12 protein-coding genes are annotated in these 13326 nt (G+C 61.4%); 9 read left to right on the forward strand and 3 right to left on the reverse strand.

Going from position 1 to position 13326, the window contains the following annotated elements; translation table 11 throughout:
- Positions 1-365: 365 nt before the first annotated feature.
- The 8 genes from acs (at position 366) to AWT76_RS12180 (ending at position 10084) form a co-directional block, all read left to right on the forward strand.
- Positions 366-2312: an acetate--CoA ligase gene (acs, locus tag AWT76_RS12145; protein ID WP_082700191.1), complete on the forward strand. Its 1947-nt coding sequence runs from the start codon at positions 366-368 to the stop codon at positions 2310-2312.
- 4 nt (positions 2313-2316) lie between these two features.
- A complete protein-coding gene (locus AWT76_RS12150; protein WP_072246574.1) occupies positions 2317-2931 on the forward strand; it encodes an adenylate kinase in 615 nt (204 codons plus the stop codon).
- 161 nt (positions 2932-3092) lie between these two features.
- Entirely contained in the window at positions 3093-3347 is a 255-nt protein-coding gene (locus AWT76_RS12155) for a DUF4212 domain-containing protein (protein ID WP_072246575.1), read from the forward strand.
- 14 nt (positions 3348-3361) lie between these two features.
- Positions 3362-5128: a sodium:solute symporter family protein gene (locus AWT76_RS12160; protein WP_072246576.1), complete on the forward strand. Its 1767-nt coding sequence runs from the start codon at positions 3362-3364 to the stop codon at positions 5126-5128.
- Positions 5129-5197: 69 nt separating this feature from the next.
- Positions 5198-7027 carry a DUF294 nucleotidyltransferase-like domain-containing protein gene (locus AWT76_RS12165; RefSeq protein WP_072246577.1) on the forward strand — a complete coding sequence of 610 codons (1830 nt, stop codon included), beginning with the start codon at positions 5198-5200 and terminating at the stop codon, positions 7025-7027.
- A gap of 13 nt (positions 7028-7040) precedes the next feature.
- Positions 7041-7592 (forward strand): hypothetical protein, encoded by a 552-nt coding sequence (locus AWT76_RS12170; RefSeq protein ID WP_072246578.1) that lies wholly within the window; start codon positions 7041-7043, stop codon positions 7590-7592.
- Complete coding sequence (locus tag AWT76_RS12175; protein ID WP_072246579.1) at positions 7567-7995, forward strand: response regulator transcription factor; 429 nt, start codon at positions 7567-7569, stop codon at positions 7993-7995. Before AWT76_RS12170 ends, AWT76_RS12175 begins: the two co-directional genes overlap by 26 nt.
- Complete coding sequence (locus AWT76_RS12180) at positions 7988-10084, forward strand: 3'-5' exonuclease (RefSeq protein WP_072246580.1); 2097 nt, start codon at positions 7988-7990, stop codon at positions 10082-10084. Before AWT76_RS12175 ends, AWT76_RS12180 begins: the two co-directional genes overlap by 8 nt.
- Before the next feature lie 65 nt (positions 10085-10149).
- On the opposite strand, the gene AWT76_RS12185 is transcribed toward AWT76_RS12180, so the two are convergent.
- From AWT76_RS12185 to AWT76_RS12195, 3 genes are all read right to left on the reverse strand, one after another.
- Positions 10150-11076, reverse strand: a complete 927-nt coding sequence (locus AWT76_RS12185; RefSeq protein WP_072246581.1) for an electron transfer flavoprotein subunit alpha/FixB family protein — start codon at positions 11074-11076, stop codon at positions 10150-10152.
- The gene (locus tag AWT76_RS12190; RefSeq protein WP_072246582.1) at positions 11076-11837 is read right to left on the reverse strand and encodes an electron transfer flavoprotein subunit beta/FixA family protein; all 762 of its coding nucleotides are present in this window, start codon (positions 11835-11837) and stop codon (positions 11076-11078) included. The genes AWT76_RS12185 and AWT76_RS12190 overlap by 1 nt, the downstream gene beginning before the upstream one ends.
- A gap of 108 nt (positions 11838-11945) precedes the next feature.
- A complete protein-coding gene (locus tag AWT76_RS12195) occupies positions 11946-12734 on the reverse strand; it encodes an enoyl-CoA hydratase (RefSeq protein ID WP_072246583.1) in 789 nt (262 codons plus the stop codon).
- 69 nt (positions 12735-12803) lie between these two features.
- Here AWT76_RS12195 and AWT76_RS12200 point away from each other — a divergent pair, with 69 nt between their 5' ends.
- Positions 12804-13220: a PaaI family thioesterase gene (locus tag AWT76_RS12200; protein ID WP_072246584.1), complete on the forward strand. Its 417-nt coding sequence runs from the start codon at positions 12804-12806 to the stop codon at positions 13218-13220.
- Positions 13221-13326: the final 106 nt, after the last annotated feature.

The raw sequence follows: 13326 nt of genomic DNA on the forward strand, positions 1-13326 counted from the left end.
GTTTGCTGCGCATTTGCCCTGCCCACTTTACGATTGTTTCGCGCGGCATCGCAGCGCAGCTTGTCAGACCTGCCGCTTTTCGATAGCGCAACCATCGCGACAACGTGTTTGCGCGGCACCATGAAAAAGCCTTGTTTTCTTGGACTCTCTGCATCGCAGCGCAAATTTCTTGACATATTTGACGATATTTCTGTGAATATTTTTACAAAAAAATCGTTATTTCAAAAAAAGTTACACTTTCATTGACGAATGCGTTATGTTCACCTTGGGGAAAGGTGTTGCGCGCTGTTGCGTCGCAATGCCACGACAAGGGGGGCATAGGCGCAATTTTGCGCGACCACGCTCCCATGACTGGAGGAGCATTCATGTCACAGACCTATCCGGCATCCGATGAATTCATTGCCCGCGCCCATGTGAACGCCGCGCAATATGAAGAAATGTATGCCGCATCCGTTTCCGACCCGGACGCGTTCTGGGCCGAGCATGGCAAGCGCATTGATTGGATCAAGCCGTTTACCAAGGTAAAAAACACCAGTTTTGAATTCGGCAATGTGGATATCAAGTGGTTCGAGGATGGCACGCTGAACGTCGCCGCCAACTGCATTGATCGCCATGTCGCCACGCGCGGCGATCAGACCGCGATCATCTGGGAACCCGATGATCCCAAGACACCCGCCCGCCACATCAGCTATACCGAACTGAAAGACGAAGTCAGCCGCATGGCCAATGTGCTGAAAGCACAGGGCATCGGCCGTGGCGACCGTGTCGTGATCTACCTGCCGATGATCCCCGAAGCCGCCTATGCCATGCTGGCCTGTGCGCGGATCGGCGCGATCCATTCCATCGTATTCGCCGGTTTCTCGCCCGATGCGCTGGCAAACCGCATCAATGACTGCGGCGCGAAAGCCGTCATCACCGCCGACACCGCCCCGCGCGGCGGGCGCCGCACCGCGCTGAAGTCGAACACCGACAAGGCGCTGTTCGACTGCTCGGACAAGGTGAAGTGTTTTGTCGTCAAGCATACCGGCGACCAGACCACCTGGATTGACGGGCGCGATCTGGACCTGAAGGCCATGATGGCCGAGGCCAGCACCGATTGCCCGCCCGAGGAAATGGGCGCGGAAGACCCACTGTTCATTCTATACACCTCTGGCTCGACTGGGCGGCCCAAGGGCGTGGTGCATACCTCTGGCGGGTATCTGGTCTATGCCTCGATGACGCAACAACTGACCTTCGACTACCATGATGGCGATATCTTCTGGTGCACCGCCGATGTGGGTTGGGTCACGGGGCACAGCTACATCGTTTATGGCCCGCTCGCCAATGGCGCGACCACGATCATGTTTGAAGGCGTGCCGACCTACCCCGATGCGGGCCGTTTCTGGGAAGTTTGCGCCAAACATCGCGTCAACCAGTTCTACACCGCCCCCACCGCCATCCGCGCGCTGATGGGCCAAGGCACGGAATGGGTTGAAAAGCATGACCTGTCGTCGCTGAAGCTGCTGGGTTCCGTGGGAGAGCCGATCAACCCCGAAGCATGGAACTGGTATAACACCCATGTCGGCAAGGGCCGTTGCCCGATTGTCGACACGTTCTGGCAGACCGAAACCGGCGGTCACATGATTACCGCCCTGCCCGGTGCCACGGCTGCCAAGCCCGGGGCGGCCACCAAGCCGTTCTTTGGCGTGCAACCCGAAGTTCTGGACCCCGCGACCGCCGAAGTGCAGACCGACACCGCCGCCGAGGGTGTGCTATGCATCAAGGATAGCTGGCCGGGGCAGATGCGCACCGTCTGGGGCGACCATGAGCGGTTCATGGACACCTATTTCAGCCAGTATAAGGGCTATTACTTCACTGGCGACGGCTGCCGCCGCGATGCCGATGGGGATTACTGGATCACGGGACGTGTTGATGACGTCATCAACGTGTCCGGGCACCGCATGGGCACGGCCGAAGTGGAATCGGCGCTGGTCGCGCATGAAGCCGTGGCCGAGGCCGCCGTGGTGGGCTATCCGCATGACATCAAGGGTCAGGGCATCTATGCCTATGTCACCCTGATGAACGACCAGAGCCCAAGCGAAGAGCTGCGCAAGGAACTGGTCAAATGGGTCCGCACAGAGATTGGCCCGATTGCCAGCCCGGACCTTATTCAATGGGCCCCGGGCCTGCCGAAAACCCGCTCGGGCAAGATCATGCGCCGCATCCTGCGCAAGATTGCCGAAAATGATTACGGCGCGTTGGGCGACACATCCACGCTGGCTGATCCGTCGGTGGTCGATGACTTGATCGAAAACCGCATGAACCGGGGCTGAACCTATGACCACTGTAACACAAACCCGCCCCGTCAACATCATTCTGCTGGGACCGCCCGGCGCTGGCAAAGGAACGCAGGCGCAATTGCTGGCAGAGGCGCGCAATATGAAGCAGCTTTCGACCGGTGATATGCTGCGCGCGGCCCGCAGTTCGGGCACCGAGATGGGCAAGCGCGTGGCAGATGTGATGGACAAGGGTGAGCTTGTCACCGATGACATCGTCATTGGCCTGATCGAAGAGCAACTGACCACGGTTCAAGCGGATGGCTTCATCTTTGATGGCTTTCCACGCACGCTGGCACAGGCCGATGCTCTGGATGCCCTGCTGAAAAAATCGGGGCAGCGTCTGGATGCCGTCGTCGCCATGGAGGTGGATGACGAGGTGCTTGTAAAGCGCATCCTGAACCGTGCCGAGCAAGCCAAGGCCGCCGGCCAGCCCGTGCGCGCGGACGACAATGAGGAAAGTCTGAAGCTGCGCTTGATGGAATACTACAAAAAGACATCGCCGCTGATGGGCTATTACCACGCGAAGGGCGCTTTGCGGCATGTCGATGCCATGGCCGATATCGCCAGTATCGCAAAAGACATGTCCGCCATCGTGACAGAGGCGGCGGGCTAATAGATCCGGGCAACCGGGGCTGGCGCATCCGTGCGCCGGCACATGCGGGACGGGTCGGAATGGCCTGCCCGCGCCAGCCTCGCCCCGTGCGAGGACTGGGAAAGGAGAGGAAGCCTGCCTCATAACGGGGCGGGCGCAGGAGGAAACTGGGAGACGTCACAATGTCAGACAAGTCACGGGGCGCCTATTGGGCAGCTAACCTCAGAATTATCGGGATCAGCCTGGTAATCTGGGCGTTGGTATCCTTTGGGTTCGCCATCATTCTACGCCCGCTACTGTCGGGTATTCCGGTCGGGGGCACTGATCTTGGGTTCTGGTTCGCGCAGCAAGGCTCGATCCTGACCTTCATCGTGCTCATTTTTTACTACACCTCTTACATGAACAAGCTCGACAAAGAGTTTGACGTGGAAGAATAAGGGATACCTGAGCAATGGATCAGTTTTTAATCAACCTTCTCTTCGTGGGCGCGTCTTTCGCGCTCTATATCGGGATCGCGATCTGGGCACGCGCCGGGTCGACCGCAGACTTCTACGCGGCATCGCGCGGGGTCAACCCGATCGTCAACGGGGCGGCCACGGCGGCGGACTGGATGTCGGCGGCCTCTTTCATCTCGATGGCGGGTCTGATCGCCTTCGTGGGTTACGGCAACTCGACCTTCCTGATGGGTTGGACCGGCGGCTATGTGCTGCTGGCCATGCTGCTGGCACCCTATCTGCGCAAATTCGGCCGTTTCACGGTGCCCGATTTCATCGGTGACCGCTTCTACAGCCAGACCGCACGTCTGGTGGCCGTCATCGCGTTGCTGATCATGTCGATCACCTATGTGATCGGCCAGATGACCGGCGCAGGTGTGGCATTCTCGCGCTTTTTGGAAGTGTCGAATACGACCGGCCTGTTCATCGCGTCCGGTGTTGTCTTCATCTACGCTGTTCTGGGCGGGATGAAGGGCATCACCTATACGCAGCTGGCCCAATATGTGGTTCTGATTATCGCCTACACCATCCCGGCGGTCTTCATTTCGCTGCAACTGACCGGCAACCCGCTGCCGCAGCTTGGCCTGTTTTCCACCCATACCGGGTCTGGCCAGCCGCTGCTGACCACGCTGAACGAAGTTCTGGTTGAACTGGGCTTCAACGACTACACCGGCAACCATGGATCGACCTTCAACATGGTGCTGTTCACCCTGTCGCTGATGATCGGCACCGCGGGCCTGCCGCACGTCATCATCCGCTTCTTTACCGTGCCGAAAGTGTCGGATGCGCGTAAATCGGCAGGTTGGGCGCTGATCTTCATTGCGCTGCTCTACACCGTTGCACCTGCTGTCGGTGCCATGGCGCGCCTGAACATCATCACCACGATCTTCCCGAACGGCGCTCAGGAAACCCCGCTGGCCTATGAGGACAAGCCCGACTGGATGACCAATTGGGAAGCAACCGGCCTGCTGGCGTTCGAAGACAAGAATGGCGACGGGTTCATCCAGTATTACAACGAAGCAAATCCCCCTGCTTTCGCGGATGAACTGGGCTGGGGCGGCAACGAGATGGTGACCTTCAACCAAGATATCCTTGTGTTGGCGAACCCGGAAATTGCACAGCTTCCGGGCTGGGTTATCGGCCTGATCGCGGCAGGTGGTCTGGCAGCGGCATTGTCCACGGCGGCAGGTCTGCTTCTGGCCATCTCGTCTGCGGTCAGCCACGACTTGATCAAATCGATGATCAATCCCGGCATCTCGGAAAAGGGCGAGTTGATGGCCGCGCGGATTTCGATGGCCTTTGCCATTGCCTTGGCGACCTATCTGGGCCTGAACCCGCCGGGCTTTGCGGCGCAGGTTGTGGCACTGGCCTTCGGTCTGGCGGCAAGCTCGCTGTTCCCGGCAATCATGATGGGCATCTTCAGCAAGAAGATGAACGCTGCCGGGGCGATCACGGGTATGATCGTGGGCCTTGGGGCAACCGTGCTGTACATCTTCACCTATCTGGGCTGGTTCTTCATCCCCGGCACCAACATGCTGGCGAATACCCCGGATAACTGGCTGTTTGGCATCTCGCCGCTCAGCTTCGGTGCGGTGGGCGCAGCCCTGAACTTCGCGTCGGCCTATATCGTCAACAAGCTGACGGGCGATGCACCTGCGGAAATTCAGGAACTGGTGGAATCGATCCGCGTGCCGAAAGGCGCTGGCGCGGCTGTCGATCACTGATCTGACGCAAAGACACCGGCCTGTCCCCGTGCTACGGGGGCAGGCCACCCCAACCCCCGGAAACATCTCATGCCCGATCTCAGCCCCAAGGTTCTGGACTTCCTGCAATCGGTGCACCCGTATGACACGTTGCCGCTTGACGAATTGACGCGCGTTGCCAATTCCTTCAGCCGCATCGAATACCCTGCCGGAACGGTCATCTATACCGAAGGCGAGCCAATCGGCGGCGTCTGGCTGGTGAAATCCGGCACGGTCGAGGTGACCGATACCCATGGTGCTTTGGTCTCTATCCTGAACCCGCGCAATTCCTTTGGCGAGCGTGGCTTGCTGCGCGACGGGCGCGCGGCGACAACCGCCACCACCACCGCCGACACGGTCCTGCTGCAACTGCCCGGTGGCGAATTGCGCCACCTGATCGCCAATTTCCCGGCCTTCGAGCGGTTTTTCAGCCGGGGCCAAGGCCAAAACAAGCTGGGCCGCCAGAACGACCTTGCCACGTTGAAAGTGTCGGACCTGATGGTGCGCAACCCGCGCAGCGCCACGCCCGACATGACCGCGCAAGACGCCGCCAAGCTGCTGCGCGAGCACCGCATTTCTTGCCTGCCGGTGGTCGAGGGCGAGAGGCTGGTCGGCATTGTCACCACGCGCGATTTGTCGGGCAAAGTGCTGGCCGAGGGGCGCGCCCCGGATACGCCGCTGTCCGCGTTCATGACCCGCGATCCCCTGTCGCTGGACCCGAGCGCGCTGGGGTCCGACATTCTGCATATGATGCTGGAACACCGCATTGGCCATGTCCCGATCACGCGCGGCCCCAAGCTGGTCGGCATGATTACCCAGACCGACCTGACCCGTTTTCAGGCCGTCAGCTCCGCGCAACTGGTGCGCGACGCGGCAAATGCCACCGATTACGCCGGGCTGGCCGATGTGACCGCCCGCATTCCGCAACTGCTGATGCAGCTTGTCGGTGCGCATAACGCGCATGATGTCATCACCCGCCTGATTACCGACATTGCCGACACCGTCACGCGCCGCCTGCTGCGCATGGCAGAGGATGAATTCGGCCCCGCCCCCGTGCCCTATCTGTGGGCCGCTTGCGGCAGCCAAGGGCGGCAAGAGCAAACCGGCGTCAGCGACCAAGACAATTGCCTGATTATCGACGATAGCGCCACACCCGATGACATGGCCTATTTCACCAAGCTGGCGCGCTATGTCAGCGACGGGCTGGACGCGGCGGGCTATTTCTATTGCCCCGGCGACATGATGGCCACGAACCCGCGCTGGTGCCAGCCCCTGTCGGTCTGGCGGCGCTATTTCCAAGGCTGGATCAACACGCCTTCGCCCGAAGCGCAGATGTTGGCCTCGGTCATGTTCGACCTGCGCCCCATTGGCGGGCAGGTCAGCCTGTTCCGCGATTTGCAGGCGGAAACGCTGGAAGCGGCCTCGAAGAATTCGATTTTTGTCGCCCATATGGTGTCGAATTCCATCAAGCACGCGCCGCCCCTTGGGCTGCTGCGCGGCTTTGCCACCATCCGCTCGGGCGAACACAAGAACCATGTCGATATGAAACTGGGCGGCGTGGTGCCGATCACCGACCTTGCGCGCGTCTACGCCTTGCGCGGGCGCATCCCGGCGGCGAATACCCGCGCGCGGCTGCTGGCGGCGGAAGAGGCCGGGATCATCTCTGTCTCTGGCGCGCGCGACCTGATCGAAGCTTACGACCTGATCGCCGATCTGCGGCTGGAAAACCAAGCGACATTGGTGCGGATGGGCCGCAAGCCGGACAATTTCCTCGCGCCATCGGACCTGTCCGATTTCGAGCGTAGCCACCTGCGCGACGCCTTTGTCGTCGTGCGCACGATGCAATCTGCCGTGGGGCAGCTTGCAGGCACTTTGGGCTGAAAGGGCGCAAGACATGTTTCTGGAATTCTTCGCAGTGATCGTGGCAGGGGTGGCGGGGTTCGGCACCGCACTGATTGCCCACCGCCTGACCCTGCGCCGCCTGCCCGACTGGACCGCGCCATTTGGCGCAGCCATCGCCATGGTGTTGATGGTCATCTACCTGGAATATAGCTGGGCCGGACGGTTCGAAGCCGGGTTGCCCGAAGATGTGACCGTCGTCAGCCGCAACGAGCATCGCGTCTGGTATCGGCCATGGACCTTCGTGGTGCCTTTGACAACGCGCATCATCGCGGTCGATAACCGCATTCGCCAGCCGCATTCCGTCAATCCCGACATGGTGCTGACAGGGGTGATTTTGAAAGAACGCTGGGCGCTGACCTTCGGGTTTAAGTCCATTTTCGACTGTGCGGCAGGGCGCCGCGCAGATCTGTCCGAAGGCACGGTGCTGGATGAAGAGGGCATCCCGCAAAATGTCGACTGGTTCACCATGGACCCTGACGACCCGTTCTTGACGACCGCATGTGGAGGAGAGATGCACAATGGAGGATCAAGCGCGCAAGGCTGAGATTCTGGTCATCGAGGACGAGGACAATATCGCCATCGCCCTTGACTACCTGCTGACCCGCGAGGGCTATGCGCAAACCCGCCTTGCCACCGGCGCGGGCGCGGTAGAGGTAATCTGCAAGCGCAGGCCGGACTTGGTGTTGCTTGATGTCATGCTGCCAGAGGTCTCTGGCTATGAAATATGCCAGAGCGTGCGCGCGCGCCCGGATTGCGACGACATCCGCATTCTGATGATGACCGCGCGCGGCTCTGCCGTGGAGCGGCGCAAAGGGTTGGCGATGGGCGCGGATGGATTCATCTCGAAACCCTTCGAGTTGAAGGTCTTGCGCGACGAGTTGCGGCGTATGCTGGCGACTGATCGGGTTGACATGACAACCGGCGCAGAAGGCGCGCAAGATGCTTGACCGCCTGTCGCTGCGGCTGCGCATCTTGCTGTTTTTCGCGCTGATCGCGGGGGGTGGGGTTGCGGCCATCATTGCCGGAGGCTGGCTGACCCTGTCGCGCAGCCCGGAACCGGGGCTTGAAGGGCCGTTGCTGCAAGCCGGTATGATCGCGGGCTTTCTGATCCTGTTTATCGTGACGGGCATCTGGTATCTGTTCGACGCCAATGTGGCCCGCGCCATTGACGGGCTGTCAAACGCAATCCGCAGCCGCGCCCATGCCGATATCGGCGGCAGCCTGAAGCAAGAGGCCGCGCAGGCGCGGTATCTGGGCGATCTTGCCCCCGCCGCCGAAGCCATCGCCGCCTCGCTTACGCAGACCCGCTCGGCGCTGGCGGAATCCGTCGCGCGCGAAACCGCCCGGCTGTCCGCCGAAAAGTCGCGGCTGGAAAAGCTGCTGGCGGATGTGCCGGTGGCGGTGCTGCTGTGCAATGCCGATTTCCAGCTTGCGTTCTATAACGGACAGGCTGTGACCATTCTGGAAGCAGGCGGTGCCCCCGGTCTGGACCGCAACCTGCTGGATTACCTGCGCGACGGGCCGGTGCGCCATGCCTACGACCGCCTGCGCAAGCTGGACGATCCCGATGCCGTGTCGGACCTGATGTGCGCGACGATCGCCAGCGGGCGGCTGCTTTCGGGCCGGATGCGCGTGTTGCGCCGGACCGACAACACCCGCCGCCCCGGTTTCGTGCTGACCTTGCGCGATGTGACGGCGGACCTTGCCGCCCATGCCGCGCGCGAAGCGCTTTTACAAGAAGTGTTCGACCGCGTGCGCCGCCCGGCGGCAAACCTGCAAACCGTGATCGGGGTTCTGGCCGAAAGCCCAGACATGGCGCATGAAACCGACCTGACGACCGCCATGCAAGCCGAGGTGCGCGCATTGACCAATGCGATCACGGAACTGGGCGCGCGCCATGATGCCACGCGTGGCGAATGGCTGCCCCAGACCCGCACCCGCTCGCGCGATTTGCTGGACGGGATCGAAGCGCAATTCAGCGCTGACGGGCTGTTCTTGACCACCGAGGGTCCGGAACTTGTGCTGACCTGCGACGGGTTTGAACTGGCCATGTTCTTTCGTTGGCTGGGCGGCAAACTGGCCGCAACCAAGCGCGCCAAGACCTTTCGCCTTGTGCTAAGCGAAGAAGACGGGCCCGGCGCGATCCTTGATCTGATATGGCAAGGCCCGCCCCTGCCGGTGGGCGAATTCGACGGCTGGCTGACCGACAGCATCAACCCCGACCTGCCCGAAGTGACGGCGCGGGCGGTGCTGTCAGCGCATATGACAGACGCTTGGACAGAAACGCGCCGCAACGGCCATGCCTGCGTGCGCCTTCCGATCCCGCAGGCCCGCCGCGCCACAACCCGCCCCGCACCGATTGAACGCGACGTGGTGTATGATTTCGACCTTTTGTCGAAAGAGCGCAATGCGGGCGTGCTGGAAAGCCGCTTGGAAGACCTGACCTATGTGGTGTTCGACACGGAAACCACGGGGCTGACACCCTCGAGCGATGAGATTGTCCAGATTGCCGCCGTGCGCGTGGTCAATGGCCGCCGTGTCCGGCGCGAGGTATTCGACACGCTGGTCGATCCGGGTCGGCCCATCCCGCAAAGCTCGACCGATGTGCATGGCATCACCGCGGATATGGTCAAGGGCGCGCCGACGATTGTCGATGCGGGCAAGCGGTTCCACGATTTTGCCCGTGGCGCGGTGCTGATTGCCCATAACGCGCCTTTTGACATGGAATTCCTGCGGCGGCACGAAAAGGATATCGGCGCGCAATTTGACAACCCGGTGCTGGACACCGTGCTGTTGTCGGCCGTGGTCTATGGCCAGCTAGAACAACATTCGTTGGATGCGCTTACCGCGCGGCTGGGCATAACCATCCCTGAAGAAGCGCGCCACACCGCAATTGGCGACACCGTGGCCACGGCGGATGCGTTTTTGAAACTGCTGCCAATGTTGCAGGCCAAGGGGTTGGAAACCTTTGGCGATGTGTTGGCCGAAGTGCGGCGGCACGGGCGGCTGTTGAAGGATCTTAACACGCAGATGTAGCGGCTGTTCGCGGCCATGAAAAAGGGCGCCCAGCGGGCGCCCTTTTGCTTGCGCCTGTGGCGCTCTTAAAGCTTCTCGGTCAGTTCCGGCACCAGCGTGAACAGATCGCCCACCAGCCCATAATCGGCCACTTGGAAGATCGGGGCTTCCTCGTCCTTGTTGATGGCAACGATGATTTTGCTGTCCTTCATGCCCGCCAAATGCTGGATCGCGCCAGAAATCCCGACTGCGATATACAAATCAGGGGCGACGACCTTGCCGGTCTGGCCCACTTGCCAGTCATTCGGGGCATAGCCCGAATCGACCGCCGCGCGGGACGCGCCCACGGCGGCACCCAACTTGTCGGCCAGCCCTTCGATAAGTTTGAAATCATCTTCGGACCCGACACCGCGCCCGCCGGACACAACCACCTTGGCGCTGGTCAGTTCGGGACGGTCGGATTCTGCGACCTTATCCTCGACCCATTCTGACAGGCCGGGGTTCTCGGTGGCACCCACGGTTTCCACCGGGGCCGACCCGCCCTGCCCTGCCGCCTCGAAGGTCGAGGTGCGGATGGTCAGAACCTTGGTCGCATCGGACGATGTCACGGTCTGGATGGCGTTGCCCGCGTAGATCGGGCGTTCAAACGTGTCGGCATCGACCACGGCGGTCACATCCGACAAGACCATCACGTCCAGAAGTGCTGCCACGCGCGGCAGGATGTTCTTGGCATCGGTGGTCGAGGGCGCAACGATATGGCTGTAGCCATCCGCCAGCGACACGATCAGCGCCGCGGTCGGTTCGGCCAGACGGTGCCCCAGACTGGCATCCTCTGCCACCAGCACTTTCGTCACCCCGTCAATGCTCGCGGCTTGCGCACCGGCATCGGCGGCTTGCGAGCCGGCACACAGCACTGTCACATCGCCCAGTTGCTTGGCGGCAGTCACGGCCTTGGACGTGGCGTCCATGTTCAGCGCGCCATCGGTGATTTCAGCCAGAAGAAGAACAGCCATCAGATAACCCCCGCTTCATCCTTGAGTTTCGCCATCAGCTCATCGACAGAGCCAACCTTCACGCCTGCGGCCCGGGCAGCCGGTTCCGAGGTTTTGACCACGCTCAGACGCGGGCTGACATCGACCCCGTAATCGGCGGGTGTCTTTTCGTCCAAAGGCTTTTTCTTCGCCTTCATGATGTTGGGCAGCGACGCATAGCGCGGCTCGTTCAGGCGCAGATCGACCGAAATGATCGCGGGCAGCTTGACCTTGATGGTCTGCAAACCGCCATCAACCTCGCGGGTGACGGTGGCGGTGTCGCCCGACACTTCCACCTGAGAAGCAAATGTCGCCTGCGCCCAGCCGGTCAGCGCGGCCAGCATTTGCCCGGTGGCGTTCATGTCATTGTCAATGGCCTGCTTGCCGCACAGCACCATGCCCGGTTCTTCGGCGTCGATCACGGCTTTCAGCAGCTTGGCGACGGCCAAGGGTTCGATATCGGTATGCACATCCTCTGCCGCCACGATCAGGATCGCGCGGTCTGCCCCCATGGCCAGCGCCGTGCGCAAGGTTTCCTGCGCCTGCTTCACGCCGATGGACACCGCGACGACCTCGGACACGATGCCTTTTTCTTTCAGGCGGATCGCCTCTTCGACGGCGATTTCATCGAACGGGTTCATCGACATCTTGACATTGGCCAGATCGACACCGCTGCCATCCGCCTTGACGCGGACCTTCACGTTATAGTCGATCACGCGCTTTACAGGCACAAGAACCTTCATAGGCGTATCTCTCCCTCATGTAATACTGCGACAGGTTTAGCGATATGCTGCCGCAAGACATAGTGTAAAATCGACGCATCCACAGCCGTGGACGCCACGTCGCGCCTGTCAGGCCCAATCGGGGCGGCGTTTTTCCAGGAAGGCATTGATGCCCTCATTGGTATCGCGCAGCAGCATATTGTCGGCCATCACCCGGCCGGTATGGGCGTAGGCCTGCGCGAGGTCCATCTGCGCTTGTTCGTAAAAGGCGCGCTTGCCGATCTTGACCGCCGCCGACAGTTTCGCGGCGACGGTCTGGGCCAGGTGCCGCGTTTCCGCTTCCAGCGTGTCCTGCGGCACGGCGCGGTTTATCAGCCCCAGTTCGGTGGCGCGCGCGGCGTCTATGAATTGCCCGGTGGTCAGCAACTCGAACGCCGCTTTGCGCCCGATATTGCGGGTCAGCGCAACCATGGGTGTGGAACAAAACAGCCCGATATTGACGCCATTGACCCCAAAGCGCGTGCCCTCGGCGGCGATAGCCATGTCGCAAGAGGCGACCAACTGGCACCCAGCGGCGGTGGCAATGCCCTGCACTTCGGCAATGACCGGTTGTGGCAAGACCGGGATAAGCTGCATCAGCGCGCCGCAGCGGGCGAACAGGTCGTTGAAATAGGCCGCACCCCCATCAGGGGCCGCGCGCCCGGCCTGCATTTCTTTCAGGTCATGGCCCGCGCAAAACGCCTTGCCCGCCCCGGCCAGAATGATGACGCGCACATCAGGGTCCGCAGCCAAGGTGGTCAAACGCTCTGTCAGGGCGGCAAGCATCGCATCGGACAGCGCGTTCAGCTTGGCGGGGCGGTTCATAACCAGCCGGGCGATCCCATCCGTTACGTCAACCTTCAGGATTTCGTCTTCCACCCTGCCCCCCTTTGGCGTGAAATTACACTTCCCGGTAGCACAGAGCGGACCCCCCGCAAAGGAGTAGCGATGAAAATGGACAAGGCCGCGCTGACCGCGTTTCTGGACAGCGATTTTCCGCAAGTCAAAGATATGTTCGCGGTCGAAACGGTCGGCGCAGATACATTGACCATGCGCCTGATCAACAGCCCCTCCTTGCTGCGGCCCGGTGGCACCGTGTCTGGCCCGGCCATGTTCGCCTTGGCAGATGTGGCAGTTTACCTAACCATCCTTAGCCAAATCGGCCCCAAGGCGCTGACCGTAACCACCAGTGCGACCATGGATTTCATGCGCAAACCCGCCGCCGGGGTCGACCTGCTGTGTGAAACGCGGCTGTTGAAACTGGGCCGCGCGCTGGCCGTGGCCGACGCGCTGATCTTCGCCGAGGGCGACACGCGCCCGGTGGCACGGGCCTCGCTGACCTATTCCATACCGCCGGAGGGGTGATGGGAAGGGAAGAGCCCTGAGCGGTCATCCGCGCTGGACATTGAGAAAACAGATTGAAGTTCTTATCTGTAGCAGGCGGGCCAACCCTTGCTGTGATTTTTTGTCG

Source organism: Roseibaca calidilacus, assembly GCF_001517585.1.
GTDB lineage: Bacteria > Pseudomonadota > Alphaproteobacteria > Rhodobacterales > Rhodobacteraceae > Roseinatronobacter > Roseinatronobacter calidilacus.